The organism is Anoxybacteroides voinovskiense, from assembly GCF_014196205.1.
Classification (GTDB): Bacteria; Bacillota; Bacilli; order Bacillales; family Anoxybacillaceae; genus Anoxybacteroides; species Anoxybacteroides voinovskiense.
Map to the genome: position 1 here is coordinate 1 of NZ_JACIDE010000007.1, position 26,356 is coordinate 26,356.

Sequence of the window (26,356 nt, forward strand, 5' to 3'; positions counted from 1 at the left end):
ATCTTTTTTGCTCATCCCCCTTCTGTTCAAGGAATCCTCCCCTTGAAACATATGGAAGAGGATTTAGCTTCCTCCCACAAACATTTTACTCATACTCGCTAATGATCGCGCGTAGCGACTAAGTCGCAAATGTAGCGCAATACGTCGTCTTGCACGTTGGCAGCTTGCAAATATCGTTTTGCTTCATGGATGTGAAAACGCAATTTGTCTTTTGCCCCTGCCATCGTTAAAAGCGATGGATAGGTCACTTTATCGTTCGCAACGTCGCTGCCGACGTTTTTGCCAATTTTTTCTTCCGACCCTTCAATGTCAAGAATATCATCGCGAATTTGAAACGCAAGCCCTAAATGGGACGCAAACGCATCCAAATTCGCAAGTTGTGCATCAGTCGCCTCGGCTAATAGCGCCCCAGCTAAGACGCTATATTGAAGCATTTTCCCCGTTTTATGGCGGTGAATGTATTCGAGTGCCGTGAGCGAAAGCTGCTTTCCTTCTCCTTCCATATCGGCGACTTGTCCTGCAACCATTCCTTCTGGACCTGCCGCTTTGGCGAGCTCAGCAATTAAGGCAATTTTTGTTGCGGGGGGAATGTTTGGGGCATCGGCAATGACTTGAAACGCATGTGTCAACAGCCCGTCTCCCGCTAAAATCGCCATCGCTTCGCCAAACACTTTATGGTTCGTTGGTTTTCCGCGCCGCAAATCGTCGTTATCCATGCTTGGCAAATCATCGTGAATTAACGAATATGTATGAATCATTTCAATCGCACAAGCAACTGGCAAGCCGGGCGCTAGCTCTTTTTGAAACGCATGCAACGTCGCCAATAAAAGGAGCGGACGGATGCGCTTCCCCCCAGCTTCGAGCGAATAAAGCATCGCCTGCTTTAACGTATCCGGCGCGTGTAGCATCGTGATATAGCGTGACAGTTCTTTTTCCACGAGCTGTTTTTGTTCCCGTAAAAATTGCTCGACTAACACGTTACTCCTCCTCAATGGAGAAAGGCGCTAATTGTCCGTCTTCGCGCAAAATATACTCCATTTGTTTTTCCGCATGTTGCAATTTGTCATGGCACCATTTCGATAGCCGCATTCCTTCTTGGAAAAAAGCAATCGCCTGTTCTAATGGAACGTTGCCTGCTTCCAACTTTCCAACGATTTCTTCGAGCTGTTTCATCGCTTCTTCAAACGTTAATTCTTTTTCTTCACTCATAAATAACTTCCTCCATTCCAAAGACATGGCAGTCAAGGTGCCCGTCTTGTAGGCGCACTTGAATCGCATCGCCTGGCTGTACTTGCCGGACGCTTTTAATCAACTCTTCTTTTTCATTATAAACTAAGCTATAGCCGCGCTCCATAATTTTTAGCGGGCTTAAGGCATGCAGCTGAGATAGAAGCGACGTAAACTGCCATTGTTTTTGCTGCAATAGCGCTTTTACTCCTTTTTCTAGCGATTTCGTAAGCGTTTGTTGCTTTTCTAGCAGTTGTGCTATTTTTTCTGCCGGATGGTGTGCGGTTAATTTGACATGTAGTTGTTCCAAACGTTCGGCTTTCCGTTCCATCATTCGCTCGGTGTTCCGCGTTAGCCGCTCAAGCAATATGTCAAGCTGCTGTTCTTTTTGTTCATATAGCTTTTTCGGATAGCGAAACGCATACGATGTTTGCAAACGGCGCAACCGCTCGGATTCCGTCGTCATTTTTTCTTTCATCGCACGAATTAAGCGGACGTTTCGCTGCGCGAGGCGTTCGGCGAGTTCGGCGACGTTCGGCACTGCCAGTTCTGCGGCCCCCGTTGGCGTTGGCGCACGCAAATCGGCGACAAAATCGGCAATCGTAAAGTCCGTTTCGTGCCCAACCGCCGAAATAATCGGCACGCGTGAGGCAAAAATCGCTCGTGCGACTTTTTCTTCGTTAAACGCCCACAATTCTTCGATCGAACCACCGCCGCGACCGACGATTAACACGTCAATATAGCCGAGCGCATTCGCTTTCTCGATCGAACGGACGATCGAATCAGCGGCTTGTTCCCCTTGAACAAGCGACGGGAACAAAATGATCGTTCCAAGTGGGTAGCGGCGGCGAATCGTTGTCACGATGTCGCGAATCGCTGCCCCAGTTGGCGAAGTGACAACCCCGATATAGCGCGGGAACGCCGGCAACGGCTGCTTATGTTCTTTCGCGAACAGCCCTTCTGCTTCTAGTCGCTGCTTTAGCTGCTCATACGCTAAATATAAATTGCCGATGCCTTCCGGTTGCATTTCTTTTACATATATTTGGTAATTACCGCTCGGTTCGTACACAGAAACTTCCCCGCGCACAAGCACTTTCATGCCGTTTTCGGGGCGGAATGCTAAGTAGCGATTATAACCAGCAAACATAACCGCTTGAATGCGCGCATTTTCGTCTTTGAGCGTAAAATACATATGGCCGCGCGAATGGGACGTAAAATTAGAAATTTCCCCCTTGATCCACAAATCTTGTAGATGGGGGTCGACTTCAAATTTTCGTTTAATGTATTTCGTTAGCGCGGTTACCGTTACATATTTAATATCTGCCACAACATTCTCCTCGCTTATTGTTGTTGATGCGCATCGCGCGCTGCTTCGACTGTATTATGAAGGAGCATCGTAATCGTCATCGGGCCAACGCCTTTTGGCACAGGGGTTAAATAGCTTGCGACTTCTTTTACTTCGTCAAAACGAACATCTCCACAAAGCTTGCCATTTTCTAACCGATTGACCCCGACGTCAATGACAATCGCGCCTTCTTTTACATGCTCTGCCCCGATAAGGTTCGCTTTTCCAACCGCGACAATTAAAATGTCGGCTTGGCGAGTAATGGCAGCTAAATCTTTCGTTTTCGAATGGCAATACGTCACTGTCGCATGCTCGCGTAAAAAGAGCTGACCAACTGGTTTTCCGACAATGTTGCTTCGTCCAACGACAACGACATGCTTTCCGGCAATTTCTACGCCAAGCGATTGCACCATAAATAAAATGCCGTACGGCGTACATGGAAGAAACGCTTTTTGTCCGACCATCATGCGCCCGACGTTAATCGGATGAAAGCCGTCGACATCTTTTTCTGGAGCAATCGCCTCGATTACTTTTAGTTCGTTAATATGGCTTGGTAGCGGTAGTTGGACTAAAATACCGTGCACCGTTTCGTCGCGGTTTAATTGGTCGATTTGTTCTAACAGCATTGATTCGGTAATTGTTGCTGGGAACGTTAAAAGCGTCGAACGAATGCCGACTTCAGCACACGCTTTTTGTTTTCCTTTGACATACGAATGGGACGCTGGGTCATCTCCAACAAGAATGACGGCAAGGCCTGGCTCGATTCCTAAGTTTTTTAATTCTTCTACTTCTTTTGCTAGTTGCGCCCGTTTTGCGCTTGCTAATTCTACTCCATTAATGATTTGTGCTGCCATTGTTCCTGCTCCCCTCTTTTGTGTCGTTTATCACTGAGAAATATTTAATGTGGCTTTTACTTTTGATAGCACGGCGTTAATAAATTTGCTTGATTTATCATCGCCAAACTTTTTTGCCAATTCAATCGCTTCGTCAAAGCTTACGCTCACCGGAACGTCGTCTACATATTTCATTTCGTACGTTGCCATGCGCAAAATGGAACGATCGACGTTTGCCACCCGCTCCAACGTCCATTTTTCTAAGTTGTTGCGCAATAGCTCATCAATTTCTGCTTGATGTTCAACAACTCCAAGTACGAGCTGACGAAAAAACGGATCGAGTTCCTCGCCGTCGACGATATTTTGCATCGCTTCTTCTGGCTCAATCCGGCCAACGTCAATTTGAAACAGCGCTTGAAGTGCTTTTTCCCTTGCTGTATGTCGTTTCATCGTTTCCCTCCTTGTTCCTTAGCGACAAACCAGTCGCCTCCGCTTTTCTTTCTTGTCTAGCTGCGGCTCCTAGCCCCTCGGGACGCTTCCGACCCGCTGCGGCGGCAACAGCCTCCTCGCGGGTCTTTCAGCGCCTGTCGGGGCTAACCAGTCGCCTCCGCTTTTCTTATAAACGAACGTTTATGATGATGATACCATATTTTTGTGATAAACGACACTATAATCCGTACAAATCATGAAGGAGATAGATAAAATTATCGGTTTTTACGAATAGAAATCGTTCTTACGCAGATTCGAACCGTCCTTCGCTTCGAGAATCCCCCAGTTTCCTCCGCTCTTTAAGATAACAAATTTTCGTCAAAAGACAAAGGGGGCAATTTTTTGCCCCCTTTGCTTATTCTACTTCTTCTTGTTTTCCTGTATCAAATTGAACGCCGACGATGTGTACATTAATTTCGCTCGTTTCTAATCCTGTCATGTTAAATAGCGCTTGGCGCACGTTCTCTTGCACTTTTTTCGCCACGCTTGGAATAGATACACCGAATTGAATGAGACAATAAATGTCAATAGCAACCCCATCTTCACGGATATCGACTTTCACGCCTTTTCCGTGGTTTTTCTTGCCTAACCGTTCTACAACCCCCGCTGCAAAGTTTCCGCGCATTTGGGCAACGCCTTCCACTTCGCTCGCGGCAATGCCAGCAATCACTTCAATCACTTCCGGAGCAATTTCTACTTTTCCTAACGTCAATTCTTGCCCCATTTCAAATACGTGCTCAGACATTTGACAGCACCTCCTATGATTTCATTACATCATACAACTCAAGAAACTTCGTGTTGAAGTCTCCTTGCACAAATTTCTCGTGCTCTAATAATTTTAAGTGAAAAGGAATCGTTGTATGAATCCCTTCGATAATAAATTCGCTAAGCGCTCGTTTCATGCGCGCAATCGCTTCTTCACGCGTCGGTGCATGGACGATGAGCTTCGCAATCATCGAATCATAATACGGCGGGATCGTATAGCCAGGATAAGCCGCAGAATCGACGCGCACCCCTAATCCTCCTGGCGGAAGGTACATTTGAATGCGCCCCGGCGATGGCATAAAGTTTTTCTCCGGATTTTCCGCATTAATTCGGCATTCAATTGCCCAGCCGTTAAACGTCACTTCGTCTTGCGTCAACGACAGCTTTTCACCTGAAGCGACGCGAATTTGCTCTTTAATTAAGTCCACGCCTGTAATTAATTCGGTCACTGGATGCTCGACTTGGATACGCGTATTCATTTCCATAAAATAAAACTTTTTCGCTTTATGGTCAAAAATGAACTCGACCGTCCCAGCACCTGTGTAATTCACGGCTTTCGCTGCTTTTACAGCCGCTTCTCCCATCTGCTTGCGCATTTCCTCATCTAACGCTGGCGAAGGAGCTTCTTCGACAAGTTTTTGCAACCGGCGCTGAATGGAGCAATCCCGCTCGCCTAAATGAATGACATTTCCATAAGAGTCCGCGAGCACTTGAATTTCCACGTGACGGAAATCCTCGATATATTTCTCGATATACACCCCTGGATTGCCAAACGCTGTCGCTGCTTCTTGCTGGGTAATGTTAATGCCTTTCACTAGCTCTTGCTCGTTTCTCGCAACGCGAATTCCTTTGCCACCGCCGCCTGCTGTCGCTTTAATAATGACCGGATAGCCGATTTCATTCGCTAGCGCAACCGCCTCATCGATTGTGCCGATGATTCCTTTAGAGCCTGGAACAATCGGAACACCGGCTTCGCGCATCGTTTCGCGCGCAATATCTTTAATCCCCATTTTTGTAATCGCTTCCGGGCTTGGGCCGACAAATGTAATGTTGCATTCTCGGCAAAGTTCAGCAAAAGCAGCGTTTTCCGCTAAAAAGCCGTATCCTGGATGAATGGCATCACAGCCCGTTAATGTCGCGACACTCATCATGTTCGTGAAATTTAAATAGCTGTCTTTGGAAGCGGTCGGTCCGATACAATACGCCTCATCCGCCAGTTGGACATGGAGCGCTTCGCGGTCGGCTTCCGAAAATACCGCCACCGTTTCAATGCCAAGCTCTTTGCACGCTCGAATGACGCGAACGGCGATTTCCCCCCGATTGGCTATTAATAATTTTTTAATCATGGCTCGTCCCCCTTATTTATTCTGGCTTGACAAGGAATAAAGGTTGTCCGTATTCGACGAGCTGGCCATTTTGGACAAGAATTTCGACGATTTCGCCGTTCACTTCTGCTTCAATTTCGTTAAAGAGTTTCATCGCTTCAATAATGCACACAATCGTATCGGTTTTCACCTTATCGCCTACTTTGACATACGGTGCGGCATCTGGAGATGGCGCAGCGTAAAACGTTCCGACCATCGGCGATGTAATTTTATGCAAATTGTCGGCTTTTACTTCTTGTTTTGGCGGTTCTGCTTGCTTTGCTTCTTGCACCGGCGCTGTCGGCATTTGCGTCGCTTCTTGTACAGGCGCTGCCGCTTCTTTCACAACCGCTTTCGGTGCTTCAACGACCGTTTGGACAACGGTTTCCACCGGCGTGCCGGCTGGTTTTTTCATATGTACTTTTGTTCCTTCATGCTCATATAAAAATTCCTCAATATTTGCTTGGTCAATCAATCGAATCAGTTCACGAATTTCTTGAATTTTCAACATCATTCACACCTCTCGCCCCAAAATTGTGTCATATACTACCATCATACGACAGACCTTCCCTCTTGTTCAACAATAGAATATGACTTTTCGGTAAGTTTACTACCTAGTCATACAAACAATTATTATTATATAGCATTAAAATCATTTTTCCACTATGAAAAATAAAATAAGCACTGTTTCCGAAAAAAAGCTGGCCTCTATGACAGAAGCCAGCTTTTTCTTATTTTGTCGGTTGGAATTCGACCGCGATATCTTGCATATCTTTTAATTCGCTCTTGACAAGCTGAATAATTTCATTTGCTGCTTGCTTAGAGCTTGTTTTTGCTTTGACGGTTACCCTTACTGTATCACCGTCCGCGCGAACGAGAACGTCTTCATATCCACCTTTCGATTTGATGAGCGTTTCTAGCGTTGCTTCTTTCTCGGCAAGTGCTTCGAGCTGTTGAATTTTATCCATCGCTTCGCTTTTTTGCTCCGCCGTCGCACTTGTTGAGGCAACAACCGCATTTAGTTGGTCGCGCAAACGGCTGCGCTGGTCCTCAATTTGCAGACGTAAAGCGGTAAAAACATCATCGCTAGCAATGCTTGATGTAACTTTTTCACCTTTCGCTTCCGTTTCTTGTACAGCTGCATCCCCTTTTGCCTTCTCTTTCCCGTCGTTTGTTTTCGTTTGATCATTCATAAATGCGACACTATCATTCATATCTTTTGGAGCCGTCACATAATAGACAGACAATACAACTACTAGGCTTAACATTGTCAATAACCAAACTGTTTGTTTTTTTAGCATGTAAATCAACCTCCCTTATTTTTTTGGCAAGACGGCGACGCGATAACTTGGGACATTGAGGACGCGTGTTACCGCTTCGACAATCCATTGTTTAATTTGTAAATTATCCGCCCCCTTCGCAACGACGAGCACCCCACGAATATCTGGTTTTTTCGTTGTGACAACAATTGGTTGTTCCCCTTCTCCGTCACGAGTCATCACCACTTGTTCGTTAAACGAGTGGTTTTCGATTTTCCGTTTACCACCTTCGCGGTCGGTTTCATCCGTTGTTTGCTGCTGAGTGACGCGGTTTTTTTCTAATACTTTTACTTCGGTTGCATCGACGTTGACAACGACTGTCACATCTTGTACGCCTTCGATCGCTTCTAGCGCTGCTTTTAGCTGCTCCTCGTATTGCTGTTCATACTCGGCAATGACTTTCGCTTTCGTATCCGACGTTTTTCCGAACGTTTCAACCGCTTTGTTGTCCGTTTTTCCTGAAACCGCGACAACGTTTGTTGATGATTGGTCTTTCCACGGATGGCTCATAAGCATGGCCAACACGCCGATACAGAGAAGAAGCAATACGTAAATCGCAGAGATAGGTTTTTTTTCTTTTGTTTCGTTTTCCGATAGTCCAAGCCATCGCTTAATGTACGGAAGCATCCCCCCAGTCCCTCCCTTCCATTTGGACAATGATTTTTTCTTCGTGTACCCCCCATTTCGTGGCGAAAAATGATGCGAGCGTTTTTCGCAATGCTTCATTTTCTCCATCGGTGGAAATAGGTTTTGACACATCGATTATCACTGGTTGAATGGTCTGTTGTGTTGGTGTGTGCTGTTGGCTGACAACTACTTCAATTGTTTGAATATCGTCCGAAGTTGGCAGCGAAGAACGTTCAGTTGTTTGTAAAGTAATTTGCTGCACCGTCAATCCATATTGTTTCATCAACTCCCCAGCTACTTGTTTTTTCATCTGGACAGCCATTTGTTCTAAAATATATGCACGTTGTGAGGCTTGTATTTCTTTTTTCTTTTGTTCTAACTCATTTTTCATCATTTCTTGTTGTTCACTTCCTCCTGTGGTCACTGTTGTTAAAAGGCGATCCACGTCGAGTGAAAAAATGCTTAGTAGTGGCGATAGCATGATAAGAAGGAGAATAAGCCCGATTACCATTTTTACATATTTTTGAAAACTTGAAGATGGTAGCAATAAATCAATGACTATCGTAAACAAAAGAAACACAATAATGGTCGTGACCCATGAAATGATAGCGTGCATCGCTTCTCCCCCTTAACGTACCATCATCGTAATATTTCCCGCGGTAATGATGACCGTTAAACTAAGAAAAAACATGAGCGAAACAATCGCTAACGCTGCTAAAATATAGAGAACGCTTTTGCTAATAATGTTTAAGCAAGCAATCACAGGACCGCCCCCAAGCGGCTGCAATACAGCTGCCGATAATTTATAGACAAAGGAGATGATAAAAATTTTTATAGCTGGAAAAACAGCAATCAGGAGCACTAACGCGACCCCAGCAACCCCAACCGCATTTTTTAATAACATGGAAGCAGTAACAACGGTATCGGTTGCATCGGTAAACATTTTTCCGATTACCGGAATAAAATTTCCAGCAACAAATTTAGCCGCTCGTAACGCAACCCCGTCTGCGATCGCTGCCGTTGCTCCTTTCACTGACATGACGCCGAGAAAAATTGTTAAAATCGCCCCGAGCGCCCCCATCGCTACTTTCGTAAATAAATCCGCTAATTGCGTCACTTTATAATGTTCAGACAGCGTGCTGACGATATTTAATAGCGCTGCTAAAAACAAAAGCGGCAAAGCAATGTATTCGACGATTGCTCCGGTTACATTCATGAGGAAAAGGACCATCGGATGAAAAAACGCTGCTGAAACAAGCCCACCAGAAGAAGCTAACAATGCCAATAAGAGCGGAATGAGGGCAATCATAAAATGGGTCATCGTTTGAATTGCCTCTTGGGCGTATTCCATTGCCAACCGAAAGCTATTGAGCGCAAGAATCATTAACACCATATAGACGACCGCATAGGCGACTTTGCTAACCGCCTGCTGTTCAAACGCATTTTGCAGCGACTGTAAAAACATGCTAAACACAGTTAATAATATAAGCATGCCAAGCAGCCTGCCGTTTGCTTGCAATTCATAGACAAGGAACTTTAACAAGGCGGTCAACCACGCGTTGAACGACCATTCTTTCTCTCCTTGCAAAAATTCTATTAACGAGCCTTTTTGACTTTCCGGCAAAAACCCACCGTATTTGACAATAATGTCGTTCCAATACTTTTGGATATCTCCTATATCGATTGCTTCTAGCTGTTTTTCTGCCATTTGCTGTTCGTTAGGGGCAGCTTGTACTATATATGGCGATAAAAAAAAGGAAGCGGCAACTAACGACAAGATGATCGCTTTTTTCAATCCATCACCCCCTTGAGGAAGGAATCAACCCAATTACCGTTTCAATAATGGCGGTTAAAATAGGGATAGCCATCGCTAAAATTAAAATTTTGCCGCCTAGTTCAATTTTTGAAGCGATGGCACCTTGCCCGGCATCTTTCGAGATTTGCGACGCAAATTCTGCAATATAGGCAATACCGATAATCTTTAAAATCGTTTCAAAATACACCATGTTGATGTTCGTGTCAGAAGCGATTTTTTGCAACATATGCAAAATCGCGCTAATTTGGTCAATTAAAAAAAGAAAAATGGCACACCCAACAAATACGGTTAATAAAAACGCCACGCTGGATTTTTGCTCTTTTAGCAACATAACTAAAAACGTGGCGATTAACCCTATGCCGACAATTTGCAACATTTCAATCGCCATCTCCCCCTAACGTTGGAACAAAAATACGTCTTTTATCTTTTGAAATAAGCTACTAATAACAGAGGCGACCATAAATAAAATGTAAATAAAGCCGATAAGCGTAATCCATTGGGCAAATTCTTTTTTTCCCATTTGCTCTAGTACGGTATGTAGCAAAGCAATTGCCATCCCCACCCCAGCGATTTTAAAAATAACATCGACATCGATTCCCATCATCGTTTTCCTCCTAGCGTTAAATCAATAAAATCACAAGAAGCAAGCCTACAAGGAAGCCTAAACTTTTCGCCATCTTTTCATAGCGCATTTTTTTGTCAAGTGCATCTTGCTCTTCGCGGTCAAGGTGAATAAGCGCCAAGGCAATTTGTTTTTGTTGAGCGATTCGGTCATATTGGCCTAGCGTTTCGCCAAATTGTTTCATCACTTCAAATTCTCCTTGTCTTAAAGCAGTCGCCCGCCAAATCGCCCGTAAGCTCTCTTCCCATGCTTCACAGACGTTCGTTTCCCCCGTCTTCAGTTTTTCAGCAAACCGTTCAAATAGGCGGGAAAACGGGAAAGCAAGTTGTCTTGCTAAATGCAGCGACGCTTCTGTGAGCGGGGTGTGGCCATACATAATTTCTGCTTCAAGCGCTTGCAACGCTGTTTTTAATTGCCGTAACTGGCGAGGACGTTCGTTCAACTGCCGGGCTGCTTCAAAGCCACTCCATGTCGTCGCAAGCAAAATCAGCAATGCGCCAAACCATTTCATCTTCCCACCTCCGCAAATAGCACCGTTCCTGACCGGTCGAGTACGCGTCTGACAGTCCCTGGGCCGCGGTCGTTCGTCAATTCAATAAAGCGTTCAAATACGCGTTGCTCGATAAGCGCACGCAACGTCGGACGGTTGACAACATCGTCCCAGTCTTTCCCGTGAACAGTCGTCCATACACATACCCCCGCACGGACGGCTTCTAATATCGCTTCACTATCTTCTAAGCGCCCAATTTCATCGACAACGAGTACGTCCGGACTCATCGAACGAATCATCATCATCATTCCCTCTGCTTTCGGACAAGCATCCAACACATCGACCCGGCTCCCTAATTCAAATTGGGGGATGCCTTTGACACATCCTGCAATTTCCGAGCGCTCATCGACAATGCCTACCTTTTGCGCCGAGATGTTTTTCGCTGGGACACCGCTACTAATCGTGCGGGCAATGTCGCGAAGAAGCGTTGTTTTTCCTGTTTGCGGAGAGCCGATAATCATCGTATGGCACCAGCGCCCGTCATACACATATGGAATTAACGGTTGGGCGATGCCAATTTTTTGTTTAGCAACGCGTATATTAAAGGAAGTCACGTAGCGAATCGCTTTCACGCTTCCCCCATCGGTAATCACTTTTCCTGCCAGCCCAACACGGTGTCCACCTTGAATCGTAATAAATCCGCGCTTTAATTCTTCTTCCATTGCATATATCGAATAGTGGCTAAGCTTGTTTAACAGGTGGACACCGTCGTCGGCAGTAACTTCGTAAGGAAGAAAGTACGGGGTTCCTTTCGCGATCACCTCTAACGGACGCTGGACGCGAAGGCGGATTTCCTCGATTTCGTTTTTCCACGGAAATGACCATTTTTCTAGTACGTCCGCAATGGTTTTTGGCAACACGTCTATAATTGGTTGCATACGCCCTGCCTCCTATTTATAAATTCCAAAGAGAATGAACGCGACACCAAGCCCAATCCAAAATAATTTGGCAAAAGAAAGCTCGTCCGTTAGCGAAAGAAGACCAATCGTCATCGTCGCAATAAAAATGATTGGGCCGACGACCGCAAGTAGCGCGTTGACGGCCACCGCTTTTTTTACATCGTTTAACAGGAGCATCGTTATTGCCGCTGTCAATTCAATAGCCGCAGATAATACCCGCAACCCTGCCATCGAAAGAACTGTTGCATCGAATAGCGCGAGCCACCGTTTCATCGAATCCCCCTAAAAAATATGATTAGTACAACCTATGCAGCACTTTTTTATTTCAGAAGTAGGGAAAAGAAAAAAACCCCTTGCTAAAATAGCAAGGAGTTTTTTGTTACGCGCGAGAAACGTATGTTCCGTCTGTTGTATTAATAATGAGAACGTCGCCTTCGTTGACGAAGAACGGCACTTGGACGACAAGGCCTGTTTCTAACGTTGCTGGTTTCGAGCCGCCAGAAGCAGTGTCGCCTTTAATGCCTGGCTCTGTTTCCACGACTTTAAGTTCTACTGTGTTTGGAAGTTCTACCCCAATTGTTTCGCCTTGGTACATCATAATGAATACTTCCATACTTTCTTTTAAAAACTTTAATTCATGCTCGATTTGTTGCGAAGGAAGTTCAATTTGCTCGTACGTTTCCGTGTCCATAAAGACGTGCTGGTCACCGTTCGCATATAAATATTGCATTTTTCGGTTGTCAATTTGAGCGCGGTTCACTTTTTCACCGGCACGGAACGTTCTTTCTTGAATCGAGCCTGTGCGAAGGTTGCGCAGCTTCGAACGAACGAACGCTGCCCCTTTTCCTGGTTTTACGTGTTGGAACTCGATGACGCGCCAAATCTCGCCATCTACTTCAATCGTTAGTCCTGTGCGAAAATCGTTTACTGAAATCATCGACCAATGTCCTCCTACTTCCAATATTATAAAATAATCAGCTCTTTTGGTGAGCGAGTCAGCGATTCGTTACCGTCCGCAGTGACAACCGTGTCGTCTTCAATGCGCACACCGCCTAGCCCCGCTATGTAAATGCCTGGCTCTACTGTGACAACCATTCCCGGCTCTAACACCGTGTCCGAGCGAACAGATAGCGCTGGTCCTTCGTGCACTTCAAGTCCGATGCCATGCCCAGTTGAATGACCAAAATATTCGCCGTATCCTTTTTCTGTAATATAGTCACGAGTAAGCGCATCCGCTTCACGACCAGTCATCCCTGGCTTAATGCCTGCCATGCCGCGCAATTGCGCTTGCAATACGACGTCATAAATTTGTTTTAATTCGTCAGTAATATCACCAACGGCAACGGTTCGCGTAATGTCGGAGCAATAGCCTTTGTAATAAGCGCCGAAATCAAGGGTTACGAACTCCCCTTTTTCGATTACTTTGTCGCTTGCCACTCCATGCGGTAACGCCGAACGATAGCCAGATGCAACGATAATATCAAAAGAAGAAGAAACAGCGCCTTGTTTGCGCATGAAAAACTCTAGTTCGTTCGCCACTTCTCTTTCGGTCACGCCAGGGCGAATAAACCGAATGATATGGTCAAACGCTGCATCGGCAATCTCTGCTGCTTCCTTTAATATCTTAATCTCTGCAGCGGACTTAATCAAGCGCAACTTTTCAATGATGCCGGAAACAGGTACAAGTTCGGCTTTTATTTCTTTTGCATACGTTTGAAACGTTGCGTACGACAGATGGTCTTGTTCAAATCCGAGCTTTCGAATGCCAAGCCGTTCGACTTGCTTTGCCACTTCTTCGATGAGTAGTCCGGTATGTTGAACAATTTCGTATCCTTCCACTTGCCGAGACGCCTGCTCAGTGTAGCGAAAATCGGTGATGAATACCGCTTGATTTGGCCCAATCACAACAACGCCAGCCGTCCCGGTAAACCCTGTCATGTACCGCCGGTTGTAGCCACTTGTAATGAGCATGCCGTCAATATCGTATTCCGCAAATCGTTCCCGTAATTTCTCTATTTTTTCCATCGTTCTTCTCCCTTCCCTTTTCTCTCTAACAGCGCCAAAATGGCCAACCGATAGCCGGTAAAGCCAAGTCCGACAATTTGCCCAATCGTCACTGGCGCAATGACCGATACGTGACGAAACGGCTCGCGGGCATGAATGTTGGAAATATGTACTTCTACCACAGGGACATTGACACTAGCAATTGCGTCACGAATGGCATAGCTATAATGAGTAAACGCCCCTGCGTTTAAAATAATGCCATCGTATGTGCCTTCCGCCGCGTGAATTTCGTCAATAATCTCTCCTTCGTGGTTGCTTTGAAAACAAGTAAGCGTCGCACCGTGTTCCGCAGCAAAAGCAATGAGTTGCTGTTCAAGGTCATTTAACGTGTCGCTCCCATAAATGTGCGGTTCACGCTTACCAAGCCGGTTTAAGTTCGGACCGTTAAGCAAAAGAAGACGTGCCATCGCCACCGCCCCTTACAAAGAATGTTCAAACAACCTTATTTTATCATAAACTTCCTGCTCCCACTACTCATTTACGGTGTTTGGCGCTTGTTTTCGCTGTTCGTTTTCTTGCGCTTCAAAGGAAATCGAATAGCCGATGAACAAGCCATATAACACGTACAGGCAAATAGTCGTAATGATTGTGTTTCGTTCTAGTTCTGTTACTGGGCGCAAACTTGGCAACATCGGATTTAAGATATAAAAAACGACAACCCAAAGTATCATCCCATATGCAACGCCGACCCACATGCTCTTTTGCTTCCGAAGCAGTACATAGTAAAGAAGCGCAACTGCAATGGATATTACACCGATGAGAAAAATGGCCAAATAGTTGCCTGTTTTTCCATATTTCCAATCCCCGATGTTCCATGGCAACAAAAGCATGTTCGGACTTAGTTCAGTGAAATGAAAAAAATAGGCTAAATACCCTAACAAGCTCCAAAATACGCCGCCGACAAATCCAGTGATGGCGGCCTTCATCCATAACGCCATCGGCTGTTCGCGTTTATTTTGTTCTAACGGTTCATTCGTTTTCATCATTGCCACCTCCACTTTTAGTATGACCTTTCATAGGAAAACTCATAATAAATTTATCCATACCATGTCTAACCAATTTTATTTTTGGCAATGATAATCATAACATCAACCTAGAGGTTTCCGACCGTTTCTTGTAGAATATAATAATAACAGAGGCGATAAATTTTAAGAAATAGGTTGGTGTAGACAATGGAGAAAGCGATGAAACCGATATACGGAGGACAGGCGGTTGTCGAGGGTGTGATGTTTGCTGGAAGAAAGCATTCTGTTACCGCTATTCGCCGCAAAGACAAATCAATTGAATATTTTCATCTGCCGCGAAAAGCGCACCCGACGTTGACAGCGCTCAAAAAAATTCCGTTTATTCGCGGAATTGTGGCGATTTTAGAAGCGAGCGCCAACGGAGCGAAACATTTTCAGTTTGCAAGCGACCGTTATGAATTAGACCCGAAGGAAACAGCGCAAATCGCGGAAAAAAAGGAAAGTTCGAAGCTATCGCTCGTTGTTAGCGTTGCCGTTGTCGGTATTTTATCCTTTTTGTTTGGCAAATTTTTATTTACAATGATTCCTGCGTTTTTGGCGAATTTTACGAAACCTATTTTTCCGTCCAAAATGGCGCAAATTTTTGTTGAAGGGGCATTTAAGCTATTGTTGCTGTTGCTATATATTTATTCGATTTCATTAACTCCGCTTGTTAAGCGAGTGTTCCAATACCACGGGGCAGAACATAAAGTCATTAATGCATTTGAAAATGGAATGCCGCTAACGGTCGAAAACGTGCAGCGACAGTCGCGGTTGCATTATCGCTGTGGCAGCAGTTTTATTTTATTTACGGTCATCGTCAGCGTGTTTGTGTATATGTTCGTTCCCGTCGATCCGCTTTGGGTGCGGATTGTCAATCGGCTTGCGTTAATTCCCGTCGTTCTTGGCATTTCGTTTGAAGTATTGCAGCTAACGAACCGATTAAGAGATGTTCCTGTCTTGCGCTGGCTTGGATATCCAGGGTTATGGCTGCAGCTATTGACGACAAAAGAGCCGACCGATGACCAAGTGGAAGTAGCGATTGCCTCATTTGAGCAATTGCTTCAGTTAGAAGAACAAGAAACGACAGCCGTTCGGTAACTTTTCAAAGGAGGTGGGGCGGAATGTTTCGTCGTACGATGCATCCGTTAATAGGGATTGTCCTTTTTCTTGGAGCGTTTGGGATCGTATATACACTGTTTGAGGAGCCGGGAGTTCTTTTCCGTCGCATCCTTTTTATTGGATTGTTGATTGTTTTGCTGTATGCCTTTTATCATTTTGTTTATCAACGCCGCATGAATAAGGAGCGGGCCGCTTATTTGAAAGCGGTGCAGCAGTCGAAAAAACTATATGTCGAGCGCGACCGAAAAACACTAGCGAAAGCATCCCAGCCGAAAAAAGGAACGCACCACCGTTTACCGAAAAAACGCAGCACCACACATTTAACGGTCATCGAAGGGAAAAAAGGGAAAAAGAAAAATCGGGCATCATTTTAGCCCGATTTTTTAATATGCCCACGTTTTTAAAAATTGTTCGGTTTTTTGTTTGCCGTAGGCGATTAGTTCGTCGCGAACGCTTTCGGTCATCGCAAATTCCGTCGACAGCACGTGGCGGACAGGAATAAAGATAATGTTTTTTTCGTGCCGTCGTGAAATGTAGCGAACGTCATGCGCTTCTTTCATCGCATGAAATAGCGCTTCGTATAGTTCAATAGCGTTACGAATCTTTTTTTTCGGCCGTTCTTCCGGTTTGGTGCTCAGTTGAATGCCGAGGACAGGGCGTTTTTTCTTTTCGTCGTCAAATAAAAATAGCGGAAAGTTGCTTAACACCCCTCCATCGACAACGATGGATGCGCCTTTTGCCGTATTGAGCTTCACTGGCTCAAAAAAATACGGAATGCTCGTGCTCATTCTTACTGCTTTGGCGACGGAAAACGTATTTGGATCAATGCCATACTGCGGCAAATCGGTCGGTAGAACGAGAATGCGGCCATTTGTGACATCGGAAGCAACGATATGTAAGCGGTCTTTTGGCAAATCACCAAACGTTCGCACTCCTTTTGCTGCTAACACGGTCGCAAGCCAATCTTCTAATAATTTTCCCTTATATAGCCCCATTTTCCAATATAAGAAAACCCATTTCATGAGGGGAAACGGTACAGCTAGTTTTTGCATATCAAGCAGCTTTTGCAAGTCTAGCTCGTCGATCATCGCAATCATTTCTTCGCTCGTATACCCCGCTGCGATTAGCGCAGCGACTAATGAACCAGCGCTCGTTCCCGCCATTCGTTTTGGCGTCAGCCCTTTTTTTTCAAGCGCTTGATATGCGCCAATAAGCGCAAATCCTTTCACACCGCCTCCTGAAAACACGATGTCAATATCCACGCTGTCCTCCCCTTTCTGGCGGTTTTCTATATATATAATAGGAAAACAGCTGATTTAGGTATGGAAAATAAAAAAAGAGTAAGAAACCTTACTCTACGGTCTGCTCATTTTGTTTTTGAATCGTGCGAAGCGTTTCGATTCGTTCGGGGTCTTCTTGAAAGTATTGCACTAAGTCGCCGATGCGGTCGATAGCATTCCAACTTAAATGGTGTTCGATTCCTTCTACATCGCGATAAATGTTCTCCTCATCAACGCCGATGATGCGCATAAACTGCTCTAGCAACTCATGGCGATACACGAGCCGCTTGCCGATTTTTTTTCCTTTCGCGGTTAATACGAGCCCACGATATTTTTCATATACTAAATATTCGTCTTTGTCGAGTTTTTGCACCATTTTTGTGACAGAGGAGGGATGAACGGACAATGCCTCGGCAATATCTGATACGCGGGCATATCCTTTTTCTTCGATAAGAATGTATATTTGCTCGATATAGTCCTCCATGCTCGGTGTCGGCATAACAGTCCCCTCCCATAAACCAATACTGATCAAAAATAGCAATCAGTATTATTATATCATGGGATAGTAAATTGACAAGGACAAGAGCCGATTACGTGAAATATTGTATTTTTGCCTCAGGGAAAAATTGATGGATATAATCGATCATCGTCGCCTCCAGTTTTTTTGCATCTTCATCTTGGTACACGTATTTGCCGATTCCGTACCGCCCCCATTTATATTTCCGTTTGCTCTCATCTAAATCGAGCTTTGTTTTCGGATAACGTTTTTGAATGACAGCCTTTGCTGGTTTTGTGAATCGGTGCTGGATGAGTTCGAATGTTAAATTAGACGTATTCACCCCTGTAAGCTGTTCACGTAACCGCTCAAATAACTCCAAATATCCTTCCTCCCATTCGTCGTGCATGTAAATCGGTGCGACGATAAAGCCGAGCGGATAGCCAGCGTGCGCCACTTTTCGCGCTGCCGCTAACCGCGCATCAAACGAAGACGTCCCTGGTTCAAAGTTTTGGATGACATACCGTGAATTCACGCTAAAGCGAAAGCGCGTTTTTCCGTTATGTTTCGCATCAAGCAAATGGTCGACGTGTTCATATTTCGTGACAAAGCGAAGCCGCCCGTATTCCGTCGCTCCAATAAATTCGATCGCTTTTTTTAATGAATGAGTTAAGTGATCGATGCCGACAATATCGGACGTACAAGCCGCTTCAAAGCGCGTAATGTCCGGCGATCGTTCGTCGATGTACTTTTTCGCTTGGGCAAAAATTTCATCAAGGTTGACATATACACGAATGTAGGGCTTGCTTCCGAGCGTCGTTTGCAAATAACAATAATGGCAATGGCCCATGCACCCTGTCGCAAGGGGAATCGCATATTCTGCCGACGGCTTGGACGTATCAAATTTTAATGTTCGTCTGACACCGACAACGAGCGTTGATTTTGCGTTTCGGTATTGCTGCAACTCGGTTTCGCCCGGGATGCCGCGCACTTGGTTATGCGATGTCGTTTCACGAATGTCAATATGCATATCCGTAAATTTTTCATATAGCTCTTTACCGAGCGGATAATTCAGCGCCTCGGGCTCAAAATAGACGAGCTGTGGAATAAATGGCTTCATACAATCACCTCATTGTTAGTATGGTTGATTGCTATGAGGTGATGAAATACAATTTTTGTCATTGTTTAGAAAAGAAAAAGGAACGGGGTTTCCCGCTCCTTTCTATGCATTACAGCCCGCATTTTAACTGCGCACCGCAGCTTGTGCATGTGTTGCAGCCGCCAATTTCTTCGACTGTTCCTTCGCGGCATACTGGGCAAATGTTTCCGACTTCCGACCCAATCGTGACATCGGTTGCGCGTAAATCTGGAATCGTTTCAACGAGGGCAACGGCTCGTTTTTTCGGTTCTTCTGGAATTAATTCAAGCTGTTCTTCGACTGCATGTTCTTCCGCTTTTAATGTCAATACTTGCGCATCGCGGCTGCCGTCAACATAGACCGTACCGCCTTTTGCGCCGCCTCGCCATAACCGCTCGTACACTTTTTGCACTTGCTCGACCGTATAGCCGCGCGGTGCGTTCACTGTTTTGGAGAGGCTGGAGTCGACCCAGCGCTGGATGATGCATTGCACATCGGCATGCGCTTCTGGCGATAAATCCATCGCGGTCACAAACCAATGCGGCAAATTGTTCGGATCTGCTTCTGGATGGTTGTCCAAATATTCTTGCACGATATCCGCCTTCACTTCAATAAACTTGCCAAGACGTCCACTTCGATAATAAGAAAAGGAAAAATATGGTTCAAGTCCTGTGGACACGCCGATCATTGTCCCTGTGGATCCAGTCGGAGCAACCGTTAATAAATGCGAGTTGCGAATACCGTATGTTAAAATATCTTGGCGAATATCGTCCGGCATTTTTTTCATATAACCGGTGTGAATAAACGCTTCGCGCAATTTCATCGTTTCTTCTTCCGTTTCGCCAACTAAAAACGGAAAGCTTCCTTTTTCTTTTGCGAGCTCAATCGACGCGCGGTATGCCGTTGTCGCAATTGTTTTAAACAGTTCGTCAACAAGTTGATTGCCTTCTTCGGAGCCGTACTCTTTTTCGCAATAAATGAGCAAATCGGCTAATCCCATCACGCCAAGACCGACGCGGCGCTCCCCGAGCGCTTGCTTTTTATTTTCTTCAAGGAAATATGGCGTTGCGTCAATGACGTTATCTTGCATACGGACGCCAACTTCAACCGTCCGTTTTAATTTTTCATAATCAACGACTTTCTTTTCTTTATCGACCATATTCGCCAAATTAATCGCGGCTAAATTGCACACAGAATAAGGTGCGAGTGGTTGTTCCAGCTTATGTTATCCTATCGGCTTTTTATCCGATAGTTCTAACGGTTCATTTCCCGTTAGCTCAGCATACGTTTTCACTAATGAATGTTCATTAGTGCTGCGGCCTCTTGCGGAGATTATATTCTGCCTTTTATATAGGCAGGTTCACTCCGTATGCGTTGCCCCTGACTGAGTTTTTAGGCTCAGCCTTCGGTTCAGGTTCCCATCTCAGGGTTCCTGCTTCATTCCGCAGTTTTTTACGTGAGGCAAACTACTCACCACACGGATTTGTTGCGACTACTTTTTGTCCGTACGCTCTGGCGTTCGTCATGTCGTTGGCGTTGTCGATAAAGAAAATGCCTGGCTCCGCTGAATACGTCGCGCAAATGTTAATCAGCTTCCATAGCTCGCGCGCACGAATTTTGCGATAGACGCGAACGCGATAGCCCATTTTCTCCCATTCGCGCACATCGCCGACTTCGTGCCATTTTTCGTTGTAGATGCGCATTTCTTCTTCCGAATACGTTTCCACATCTGGAAAGCGCAATTCGTATTCTTCGTCGTTTTCCACTGCCTGCATAAACTCTTTCGTTAAGCAAACGGAAATGTTTGCTCCTGTTAAAAAGTCGGGATTGTGCACGCTATACGTACCGCCTGTCCGCAACTTTTCTTCCGCGTCTTTAATAATTTTTTCGCTAAAGCCCCCGTATCCTGGGATGTTTTTATAGTTGACAATCCCTTGATACATCGCGCGCTCTTGCTCGGTGAGCGGCGTAAACTTTAATTTCTCTTTCGCTGCTTTTTGAATACCTTCATCTTCTGTATTTTCCAGCAAATAGCGCAAAATGCGCGGATTTTGCATTTTGGAAATAATGAATTCAATAATGTCCGGGTGCCAATCGGCTAGCATAATCATTTGAGCGCCACGGCGGGAGCCACCTTGCTCGACAAGATGGGTAAGTTTCGCAATGTCGTCTAGCCATGACACCGAGCCGGACGATTTTCCGTTGACTCCGCGCGCGAGCGTATTGCGTGGGCGAAGGGTAGAACCGTTCGTTCCGACACCGCCACCGCGGCTCATAATTTCCATCACTTGTTTTCGATGTTCAGAAATGCCTTCGCGCGAGTCTTTGACAAACGGCATGACGTAGCAGTTGAAGTACGTCACTTCTGTTCCAGACCCTGCGCCGTACAGCACGCGCCCAGCTGGAACAAAATTAAGACTGACGAGCTGTTCATAAAACTTTTCAACCCATTCTTGCCGCTTTTCTTCTGTTTTTTCAACAGCGGCTAACCCGGTTGCGTTCCGCTTCGCAATTTGCTCATAAAAAATTTCCAGCGGCTTTTCAATGACATCGAGCGAGCGAACAACAATGCCTGTTTTCGCTTCCTCTCCGTCTAACACATGCCGGTACTCCTCTTCCACAAGCACATGCGCTTTTTTGTTTTCCAAATCAAGCTTGACGATAAACCCAAGCCCGCGCGCCGGAAACTTCGGATCTTCCTTTACGGTTAAAACGACAAAATCCCCAACGCTTAACGTTAATTTTTCCGTATCTTTAAACGAGTAGCGGTCAAGCATCACTAAACGCGACACGCCTTTATGCGTAATGTGCATGTCCTCCGTAATCGGATGCACTTGCGGAAACAGGCGAATGTCCGCATTTAGTTTTGCAATATCCAGTTTCATTCGTTCAGAAGACGCAACCGTCATTCTTCAATCTCTCCTCTTCTTTCAAATTGTCCACTTTCTGCCTGCAAATTCTGTCTAGATTAAATTACCATATCGCCAACAAAAAAACAATATATAGTATGATATTTTTATCAAAACATACTATATATTGTGTATTAGGTCAACAAATTCGTATTTTGTCAAATAACAAAAACAATAGAAACGAGAGAAAAGAGGAGAAAATTGTCCAAAATCGCCTCATTTTCCCGATAAACGAAACATTTTGCTAGTTGCTTTTCAACAAAAACGAAGAAACGCGGATTTTTCCGCGTTTATCGTTTAAAATTCCACTCATCGCTCGCATATTTTTTTTCCGCGAGCTCGTTTACATACGCCATTTCTTCGACCGATAACGTATACGGTTCTAACACGATCTCAAGCCCTTTTTCAAACCCTTTATAAAACGCTTCTTTCGCCTCCGGAAGTGTAATTTTCCGCTCGGTTAGTTCATTCATTGCGACCGCCTTTTGTTTAAAGTTTTGCCGCAATCGCTCTTTCACTCGCTCGTTCGGGTACTTAAACAAGCTAAAAAGCATCTCTTCATCTAAGTCCAATAAAATCGAACCGTGTTGCAAAATAACCCCTTTTTGCCGCGTTTGTGCGCTTCCTGCCACTTTTCTCCCCTCAACAACGAGCTCATACCAGGACGGGGCATCAAAACAAACAGCCGAGCGCGGATTTTTCAAATCCGCTTTTTCTTCTTCTGTTTTCGGCACAGCAAAATACGCATCGAGCCCTAGGAAACGAAATCCTTCTAAAATGCCTTGTGAAATGACGCGATACGCTTCTGTCACCGTTTGCGGCATTTTTGGATGCGCTTCGGACACGATGACGCTGTACGTCAATTCTTGATCGTGAAGCACGCCGCGCCCGCCCGTCGGCCGTCTCACAAAGCCGAGACCGTATTTTTTCACTGCTTCCATATCAATTTCTTTTTCGACTTTTTGAAAATAGCCGATCGAAAGCGTCGGTGGATTCCAGCCGTAAAACCGAATCGTCGGCGGAATTTTTCCTTCGCTATGCCATTCTAACAACGCTTCATCAAGCGCCATATTAAACGCTGGGGAACAATCACCCGAGTCAATAAATCGCCATCTTTCTTTTTCCATCTATTCCACCCTTCTTTCCCCTTCTTTTGCGTCTATTAGTTTAACAAACAAAGTGGACGAAGGAAAGCGAAAATGCTTTGCGTCTCATGGATAACATCGATATAATAGAATTTGTCGAATGTTGAAAGAAAAGGGGGCTTGTGGCTCGTGCAATGGCTATGGATTATCATTGGCGCCTTGATTACCTATTCTGCTGTCATGTATTTCATGCAGCGCAAAATGGTGAAAACGCTCACGGAAGAAGAATTCCGCGCTGGCTATCGGAAAGCGCAACTCATTGACGTTCGCGAACCAGATGAATACGCTGCTGGCCATATTTTAGGCGCGCGCAATATTCCACTCACACAATTACGTATGCGCATGAAAGAATTGCGCAAAGACCAGCCGATCTATTTATATTGCCAAAGCGGACTTCGCAGCGGCCGCGCCGCCCAAATGCTGTACCGTAAAGGCTATCGTGACCTTTACCATTTAAAAGGCGGCTTTAAAACATGGACAGGGAAAGTGAAGAAAAAATAAGGTGCCAAGCAAAAACGCCTGGCACCTTTTGTTTTATTTCTGATAGCGCAAAATTGGTTTGCGAGCGGCAGTCGTTTCATCTAAGCGTCTCACGACCGTTGTATGCGGCGCTTCTTGGACGATTTCTGGCGTTTCTTCCGCTTCTTTCGCAATTTGGATCATCGCATCAATGAACGCATCAAGCGTTTCTTTTGACTCGGTTTCGGTCGGTTCGATCATCATGCACTCTTCGACAATTAACGGGAAGTAAATTGTCGGCGGATGATAGCCGAAATCAAGCAAACGCTTCGCAATATCAAGCGTGCGTACGCCTAGTTTCTTTTGCCGCTTTCCTGACAAGACAAACTCGTGTTTGCAATGACGGTTGTACGGCAAATCGTAATATTCCGCCAAACGGCGCATCATATAGTTGGCGTTTAATACCGCGTATTCTGTCACCGCTTTTAAGCCGTCTGGACCCATCGAACGAATATACGTATAGGCGCGAACGTTAATGCCGAAGTTGCCATAAAACGGCTTTACGCGCCCGATCGCCTGCGGTCTGTCATAGTCAAAATAGTAGCCGTTTTCTCCCTTTTCCACCGTCGGTTTTGGTAAAAACGGAATGAGGTCAGCCTTTACGCCGACAGGACCTGAACCAGGGCCACCGCCACCGTGTGGACCAGTGAACGTTTTATGAAGGTTTAAATGCACGACGTCAAAGCCCATATCTCCCGGTCTTGCTTTGCTTAACACTGCGTTTAAGTTCGCTCCGTCGTAATACAGCTTTCCGCCTGCAGCATGCACGATTTCCGCCATTTCTAAAATGTTTTCTTCAAAAAGACCGAGCGTATTCGGATTGGTGAGCATAAGCGCCGCTGTATCTGAACCGACGACGCGGCGTAAGTCGTCTAAATCGACAAGTCCTTCTTCCGTCGATTTCACCGTCACCGTTTCAAACCCAGCAACCGTTGCCGACGCAGGGTTTGTTCCGTGCGCCGTATCCGGAACAATGACTTTCGTCCGGTTGTAGTCGCCGTTTGCTTCATGGTAGGCGCGAATCATCATCAATCCTGTCCATTCGCCATGCGCCCCAGCGGCTGGCTGCAACGTCACCGCATCCATGCCAGTAATTTCTTTTAAATGCTCTTGTAAGTCATACATTAATTCAAGTGCCCCTTGCACCGTTTCTTCCGGCTGAAGCGGGTGAATGTGGGCAAACCCAGCAAAGCGGGCAACGTTTTCATTAATTTTCGGATTGTATTTCATCGTACACGATCCAAGCGGATAAAAGCCGGAATCTACTCCGTGGTTGCGCTTTGATAACGCTGTATAATGGCGCATAATGTCAAGCTCCGACACTTCTGGAAGCTCCGGTGCTTCTGTTCGAATGTAATCGGTTGGGATGACTTGTGCGACATCGATGGCTGGTACGTCTAGCGCTGGTAAGCTGTAGCCGATTCGTCCTGGCTTGCTTAATTCAAAAATAAGCGGTTGGTCTTTATGCATGACAATCCCCCAATTCTTTCACAAGCGTATCGATTTCTTCTTTCGTGCGCAATTCCGTCACGGCAATTAGCATGCAGTTTTGCAACTCTGGATACTCGCGCCCGAGATCGTAGCCGCCAATGATTCCTTTTTCCAATAGCTTTTTATTTACTTCCGCTGCCGGCTTGTTCATGCGAACGACAAACTCGTTGAAAAACGGTCCTGGAAATACAACATCAAATCCATGATTGACGAACGCTTCTTTTGCATAATGCGCTTTTTGAATATTCATCGTCGCCATTTCTTTTACGCCATTTTTGCCAAGCGCAGTCATCGCCACCGATGCAGCAAGCGCATTTAACGCTTGGTTCGAGCAAATATTCGATGTGGCTTTGTCGCGGCGGATGTGTTGCTCGCGCGCTTGTAATGTCAAGACGAAGCCGCGGCGACCTTCTTCGTCCGTTGTTTGCCCGACAAGACGCCCTGGAATTTTGCGCATGAGCGCTGATTTCACCGCAAAATAACCGCAATGCGGACCACCGAATTGGGCTGGAATTCCGAACGGTTGCGCATCGCCAACAACGATGTCCGCACCGAACTGGCCTGGCGGTGTTAATACCCCTAACGCAAGCGGATTGCTTGCGACAACGAACATTCCTTGATGCGCATGAGCGATTGGCTCTAGGTCTTTTAGCGGTTCGATTTGTCCGAAAAAGTTTGGATACTGGACAATAACGCATGCCACGTCTTCATCCATTTCTTTTTGCAAGGCATCCACATCCGTCACGCCGTTTTTGTGCGGAATTTCTACTACTTCAAGCCCCGGTCCTTTTGCGTACGTTTTCACGACGTCGCGATATTCTGGATGCACCGCGTTTGATAATAACACTTTTTTCTTTTTCGTATGCGCTGCACTTAATAACGCTGCTTCCGCTAGCGCTGTGCCACCGTCATACATCGATGAGTTCGCCACATCCATGCCCGTTAATTCACAAATCATCGTTTGAAACTCGAAAATTGCTTGCAGTTCCCCTTGTGAAATTTCTGGCTGATACGGTGTATAGGCAGTATAAAACTCCGAACGCGAAATCACGTGGTCAACAATCGTCGGAATGTAATGGTCGTACACCCCTGCTCCTAAAAACGAACAATACGTCTTCGTATCCGCATTTTTCGCTGCAAGTGCCATTAATTCTTTCATTAACTCCGGCTCTGATTTTGCCGGTTTCATGTTGTATTCGCCGCGAAAACGAACGCTTTCCGGGATGTCGGAAAACAGTTCGTCGATCGATTGTACCCCGATTGTTTGTAGCATTTGTTGCTTATCTTCTTCCGTCATTGGTAAATAACGATGAAGCATAACTCTCTCTCCTC

Annotated in this window: 30 protein-coding genes and 2 pseudogenes; 3 read left to right on the forward strand and 29 right to left on the reverse strand. The window is 45.6% G+C overall.

Going from position 1 to position 26,356, the window contains the following annotated elements; translation table 11 throughout:
• Window positions 1–98: 98 nt before the first annotated feature.
• From GGR02_RS06015 to GGR02_RS06115, 21 genes are all read right to left on the reverse strand, one after another.
• Window positions 99–977: a polyprenyl synthetase family protein gene (locus tag GGR02_RS06015; protein ID WP_229706106.1), complete on the reverse strand. Its 879-nt coding sequence runs from the start codon at window positions 975–977 to the stop codon at window positions 99–101.
• A gap of 1 nt (window position 978) precedes the next feature.
• Window positions 979–1,209 (reverse strand): exodeoxyribonuclease VII small subunit, encoded by a 231-nt coding sequence (locus GGR02_RS06020; RefSeq protein ID WP_066326138.1) that lies wholly within the window; start codon window positions 1,207–1,209, stop codon window positions 979–981.
• Entirely contained in the window at window positions 1,202–2,554 is a 1,353-nt protein-coding gene (gene xseA / locus GGR02_RS06025; RefSeq protein WP_183183840.1) for an exodeoxyribonuclease VII large subunit, read from the reverse strand. The genes GGR02_RS06020 and xseA overlap by 8 nt, the downstream gene beginning before the upstream one ends.
• Window positions 2,555–2,568: 14 nt before the next feature.
• Entirely contained in the window at window positions 2,569–3,426 is an 858-nt protein-coding gene (folD, locus tag GGR02_RS06030) for a bifunctional methylenetetrahydrofolate dehydrogenase/methenyltetrahydrofolate cyclohydrolase FolD (RefSeq protein WP_183183841.1), read from the reverse strand.
• 30 nt (window positions 3,427–3,456) lie between these two features.
• Entirely contained in the window at window positions 3,457–3,855 is a 399-nt protein-coding gene (gene nusB, locus GGR02_RS06035) for a transcription antitermination factor NusB (protein ID WP_183183842.1), read from the reverse strand.
• 394 nt (window positions 3,856–4,249) lie between these two features.
• Window positions 4,250–4,639: an Asp23/Gls24 family envelope stress response protein gene (locus GGR02_RS06040; protein WP_183183843.1), complete on the reverse strand. Its 390-nt coding sequence runs from the start codon at window positions 4,637–4,639 to the stop codon at window positions 4,250–4,252.
• A 13-nt stretch (window positions 4,640–4,652) separates the two neighbouring features.
• Window positions 4,653–6,005: an acetyl-CoA carboxylase biotin carboxylase subunit gene (gene accC / locus GGR02_RS06045; protein ID WP_183183844.1), complete on the reverse strand. Its 1,353-nt coding sequence runs from the start codon at window positions 6,003–6,005 to the stop codon at window positions 4,653–4,655.
• A 16-nt stretch (window positions 6,006–6,021) separates the two neighbouring features.
• Window positions 6,022–6,534, reverse strand: coding sequence for an acetyl-CoA carboxylase biotin carboxyl carrier protein (gene accB / locus GGR02_RS06050; RefSeq protein WP_183183845.1), 513 nt, complete (start codon window positions 6,532–6,534; stop codon window positions 6,022–6,024).
• A gap of 220 nt (window positions 6,535–6,754) precedes the next feature.
• Window positions 6,755–7,324 (reverse strand): SpoIIIAH-like family protein, encoded by a 570-nt coding sequence (locus GGR02_RS06055; RefSeq protein ID WP_183183846.1) that lies wholly within the window; start codon window positions 7,322–7,324, stop codon window positions 6,755–6,757.
• 15 nt (window positions 7,325–7,339) lie between these two features.
• Window positions 7,340–7,969 carry a stage III sporulation protein AG gene (gene spoIIIAG / locus GGR02_RS06060; protein WP_183183847.1) on the reverse strand — a complete coding sequence of 210 codons (630 nt, stop codon included), beginning with the start codon at window positions 7,967–7,969 and terminating at the stop codon, window positions 7,340–7,342.
• Window positions 7,953–8,585 carry a stage III sporulation protein AF gene (spoIIIAF, locus tag GGR02_RS06065; protein WP_183183848.1) on the reverse strand — a complete coding sequence of 211 codons (633 nt, stop codon included), beginning with the start codon at window positions 8,583–8,585 and terminating at the stop codon, window positions 7,953–7,955. The genes spoIIIAG and spoIIIAF overlap by 17 nt, the downstream gene beginning before the upstream one ends.
• 12 nt (window positions 8,586–8,597) lie before the next feature.
• Window positions 8,598–9,764, reverse strand: coding sequence for a stage III sporulation protein AE (gene spoIIIAE / locus GGR02_RS06070; protein WP_183183849.1), 1,167 nt, complete (start codon window positions 9,762–9,764; stop codon window positions 8,598–8,600).
• A gap of 4 nt (window positions 9,765–9,768) precedes the next feature.
• Window positions 9,769–10,173, reverse strand: coding sequence for a stage III sporulation protein AD (spoIIIAD, locus tag GGR02_RS06075; protein ID WP_183183850.1), 405 nt, complete (start codon window positions 10,171–10,173; stop codon window positions 9,769–9,771).
• Window positions 10,174–10,179: 6 nt separating this feature from the next.
• Window positions 10,180–10,386, reverse strand: coding sequence for a stage III sporulation protein AC (gene spoIIIAC / locus GGR02_RS06080; protein WP_183184009.1), 207 nt, complete (start codon window positions 10,384–10,386; stop codon window positions 10,180–10,182).
• Window positions 10,387–10,405: 19 nt separating this feature from the next.
• A complete protein-coding gene (gene spoIIIAB, locus GGR02_RS06085) occupies window positions 10,406–10,918 on the reverse strand; it encodes a stage III sporulation protein SpoIIIAB (protein WP_183183851.1) in 513 nt (170 codons plus the stop codon).
• Window positions 10,915–11,835, reverse strand: a complete 921-nt coding sequence (spoIIIAA, locus tag GGR02_RS06090; RefSeq protein WP_183183852.1) for a stage III sporulation protein AA — start codon at window positions 11,833–11,835, stop codon at window positions 10,915–10,917. The genes spoIIIAB and spoIIIAA overlap by 4 nt, the downstream gene beginning before the upstream one ends.
• Window positions 11,836–11,847: 12 nt before the next feature.
• Complete coding sequence (locus tag GGR02_RS06095) at window positions 11,848–12,129, reverse strand: YqhV family protein (protein ID WP_183183853.1); 282 nt, start codon at window positions 12,127–12,129, stop codon at window positions 11,848–11,850.
• A 106-nt stretch (window positions 12,130–12,235) separates the two neighbouring features.
• Complete coding sequence (efp, locus tag GGR02_RS06100; RefSeq protein ID WP_183183854.1) at window positions 12,236–12,793, reverse strand: elongation factor P; 558 nt, start codon at window positions 12,791–12,793, stop codon at window positions 12,236–12,238.
• Window positions 12,794–12,819: 26 nt separating this feature from the next.
• The gene (locus tag GGR02_RS06105) at window positions 12,820–13,881 is read right to left on the reverse strand and encodes a M24 family metallopeptidase (RefSeq protein ID WP_183183855.1); all 1,062 of its coding nucleotides are present in this window, start codon (window positions 13,879–13,881) and stop codon (window positions 12,820–12,822) included.
• Complete coding sequence (aroQ, locus tag GGR02_RS06110) at window positions 13,869–14,327, reverse strand: type II 3-dehydroquinate dehydratase (protein WP_183183856.1); 459 nt, start codon at window positions 14,325–14,327, stop codon at window positions 13,869–13,871. Before aroQ ends, GGR02_RS06105 begins: the two co-directional genes overlap by 13 nt.
• A 63-nt stretch (window positions 14,328–14,390) precedes the next feature.
• Window positions 14,391–14,906 carry a YqhR family membrane protein gene (locus tag GGR02_RS06115; RefSeq protein ID WP_183183857.1) on the reverse strand — a complete coding sequence of 172 codons (516 nt, stop codon included), beginning with the start codon at window positions 14,904–14,906 and terminating at the stop codon, window positions 14,391–14,393.
• 186 nt (window positions 14,907–15,092) lie between these two features.
• Here GGR02_RS06115 and GGR02_RS06120 point away from each other — a divergent pair, with 186 nt between their 5' ends.
• Together GGR02_RS06120 and GGR02_RS06125 are read left to right on the forward strand one after the other, a co-directional pair.
• Window positions 15,093–16,025, forward strand: a complete 933-nt coding sequence (locus GGR02_RS06120) for a DUF1385 domain-containing protein (protein ID WP_183183858.1) — start codon at window positions 15,093–15,095, stop codon at window positions 16,023–16,025.
• A gap of 23 nt (window positions 16,026–16,048) precedes the next feature.
• Complete coding sequence (locus GGR02_RS06125) at window positions 16,049–16,420, forward strand: SA1362 family protein (RefSeq protein ID WP_183183859.1); 372 nt, start codon at window positions 16,049–16,051, stop codon at window positions 16,418–16,420.
• Window positions 16,421–16,429: 9 nt separating this feature from the next.
• Here the strand turns inward: GGR02_RS06125 and GGR02_RS06130 are convergent, their stop codons facing one another.
• The 6 genes and pseudogenes from GGR02_RS06130 to GGR02_RS06155 form a co-directional block, all read right to left on the reverse strand.
• Window positions 16,430–17,308 carry a patatin-like phospholipase family protein gene (locus GGR02_RS06130; protein ID WP_183183860.1) on the reverse strand — a complete coding sequence of 293 codons (879 nt, stop codon included), beginning with the start codon at window positions 17,306–17,308 and terminating at the stop codon, window positions 16,430–16,432.
• A gap of 88 nt (window positions 17,309–17,396) precedes the next feature.
• Window positions 17,397–17,825 carry a transcriptional regulator MntR gene (gene mntR / locus GGR02_RS06135; RefSeq protein ID WP_183183861.1) on the reverse strand — a complete coding sequence of 143 codons (429 nt, stop codon included), beginning with the start codon at window positions 17,823–17,825 and terminating at the stop codon, window positions 17,397–17,399.
• A gap of 91 nt (window positions 17,826–17,916) precedes the next feature.
• Window positions 17,917–18,942 carry a spore photoproduct lyase gene (splB, locus tag GGR02_RS06140; protein WP_183183862.1) on the reverse strand — a complete coding sequence of 342 codons (1,026 nt, stop codon included), beginning with the start codon at window positions 18,940–18,942 and terminating at the stop codon, window positions 17,917–17,919.
• Between the two features lie 109 nt (window positions 18,943–19,051).
• Window positions 19,052–20,176, reverse strand: a pseudogene (locus GGR02_RS06145) (vitamin B12-dependent ribonucleotide reductase); the annotation flags it as partial.
• 256 nt (window positions 20,177–20,432) lie between these two features.
• A pseudogene (locus tag GGR02_RS06150) lies at window positions 20,433–21,869 on the reverse strand (vitamin B12-dependent ribonucleotide reductase); the annotation flags it as partial.
• 290 nt (window positions 21,870–22,159) lie between these two features.
• Complete coding sequence (locus GGR02_RS06155) at window positions 22,160–22,996, reverse strand: lipoate--protein ligase family protein (protein ID WP_183183864.1); 837 nt, start codon at window positions 22,994–22,996, stop codon at window positions 22,160–22,162.
• Between the two features lie 147 nt (window positions 22,997–23,143).
• On the opposite strand from GGR02_RS06155, the gene GGR02_RS06160 reads away from it, so the two are divergent.
• Window positions 23,144–23,515 (forward strand): rhodanese-like domain-containing protein, encoded by a 372-nt coding sequence (locus GGR02_RS06160; protein ID WP_183183865.1) that lies wholly within the window; start codon window positions 23,144–23,146, stop codon window positions 23,513–23,515.
• A 33-nt stretch (window positions 23,516–23,548) separates the two neighbouring features.
• Here the strand turns inward: GGR02_RS06160 and gcvPB are convergent, their stop codons facing one another.
• Window positions 23,549–25,003: an aminomethyl-transferring glycine dehydrogenase subunit GcvPB gene (gene gcvPB, locus GGR02_RS06165; RefSeq protein ID WP_183183866.1), complete on the reverse strand. Its 1,455-nt coding sequence runs from the start codon at window positions 25,001–25,003 to the stop codon at window positions 23,549–23,551.
• A complete protein-coding gene (gcvPA, locus tag GGR02_RS06170; RefSeq protein ID WP_183183867.1) occupies window positions 24,996–26,342 on the reverse strand; it encodes an aminomethyl-transferring glycine dehydrogenase subunit GcvPA in 1,347 nt (448 codons plus the stop codon). Before gcvPA ends, gcvPB begins: the two co-directional genes overlap by 8 nt.
• Between the last annotated feature and the right edge of the window lie 14 nt (window positions 26,343–26,356).

Bases quoted from the DNA above. Each gene is read 5' to 3' on its own strand.
- GGR02_RS06055 (WP_183183846.1), bottom strand. From the start codon at position 7,324: ATGCTAAAAAAACAAACAGTTTGGTTATTGACAATGTTAAGCCTAGTA.
- nusB (WP_183183842.1), bottom strand. From the start codon at position 3,855: ATGAAACGACATACAGCAAGGGAAAAAGCACTTCAAGCGCTGTTTCAA.
- GGR02_RS06020 (WP_066326138.1), bottom strand. From the start codon at position 1,209: ATGAGTGAAGAAAAAGAATTAACGTTTGAAGAAGCGATGAAACAGCTC.
- splB (WP_183183862.1), bottom strand. From the start codon at position 18,942: ATGAAGCCATTTATTCCACAGCTCGTCTATTTTGAGCCCGAGGCGCTG.
- spoIIIAB (WP_183183851.1), bottom strand. From the start codon at position 10,918: ATGAAATGGTTTGGCGCATTGCTGATTTTGCTTGCGACGACATGGAGT.
- accB (WP_183183845.1), bottom strand. From the start codon at position 6,534: ATGTTGAAAATTCAAGAAATTCGTGAACTGATTCGATTGATTGACCAA.
- GGR02_RS06120 (WP_183183858.1), top strand. From the start codon at position 15,093: ATGGAGAAAGCGATGAAACCGATATACGGAGGACAGGCGGTTGTCGAG.
- folD (WP_183183841.1), bottom strand. From the start codon at position 3,426: ATGGCAGCACAAATCATTAATGGAGTAGAATTAGCAAGCGCAAAACGG.
- gcvPA (WP_183183867.1), bottom strand. From the start codon at position 26,342: ATGCTTCATCGTTATTTACCAATGACGGAAGAAGATAAGCAACAAATG.
- spoIIIAG (WP_183183847.1), bottom strand. From the start codon at position 7,969: ATGCTTCCGTACATTAAGCGATGGCTTGGACTATCGGAAAACGAAACA.
- spoIIIAF (WP_183183848.1), bottom strand. From the start codon at position 8,585: ATGCACGCTATCATTTCATGGGTCACGACCATTATTGTGTTTCTTTTG.
- spoIIIAC (WP_183184009.1), bottom strand. From the start codon at position 10,386: ATGGGAATCGATGTCGATGTTATTTTTAAAATCGCTGGGGTGGGGATG.
- GGR02_RS06105 (WP_183183855.1), bottom strand. From the start codon at position 13,881: ATGGAAAAAATAGAGAAATTACGGGAACGATTTGCGGAATACGATATT.
- GGR02_RS06040 (WP_183183843.1), bottom strand. From the start codon at position 4,639: ATGTCTGAGCACGTATTTGAAATGGGGCAAGAATTGACGTTAGGAAAA.
- GGR02_RS06125 (WP_183183859.1), top strand. From the start codon at position 16,049: ATGTTTCGTCGTACGATGCATCCGTTAATAGGGATTGTCCTTTTTCTT.
- gcvPB (WP_183183866.1), bottom strand. From the start codon at position 25,003: ATGCATAAAGACCAACCGCTTATTTTTGAATTAAGCAAGCCAGGACGA.
- efp (WP_183183854.1), bottom strand. From the start codon at position 12,793: ATGATTTCAGTAAACGATTTTCGCACAGGACTAACGATTGAAGTAGAT.
- spoIIIAA (WP_183183852.1), bottom strand. From the start codon at position 11,835: ATGCAACCAATTATAGACGTGTTGCCAAAAACCATTGCGGACGTACTA.
- GGR02_RS06155 (WP_183183864.1), bottom strand. From the start codon at position 22,996: ATGGAAAAAGAAAGATGGCGATTTATTGACTCGGGTGATTGTTCCCCA.
- aroQ (WP_183183856.1), bottom strand. From the start codon at position 14,327: ATGGCACGTCTTCTTTTGCTTAACGGTCCGAACTTAAACCGGCTTGGT.
- GGR02_RS06115 (WP_183183857.1), bottom strand. From the start codon at position 14,906: ATGATGAAAACGAATGAACCGTTAGAACAAAATAAACGCGAACAGCCG.
- GGR02_RS06095 (WP_183183853.1), bottom strand. From the start codon at position 12,129: ATGAAACGGTGGCTCGCGCTATTCGATGCAACAGTTCTTTCGATGGCA.
- mntR (WP_183183861.1), bottom strand. From the start codon at position 17,825: ATGCCGACACCGAGCATGGAGGACTATATCGAGCAAATATACATTCTT.
- spoIIIAD (WP_183183850.1), bottom strand. From the start codon at position 10,173: ATGGCGATTGAAATGTTGCAAATTGTCGGCATAGGGTTAATCGCCACG.
- accC (WP_183183844.1), bottom strand. From the start codon at position 6,005: ATGATTAAAAAATTATTAATAGCCAATCGGGGGGAAATCGCCGTTCGC.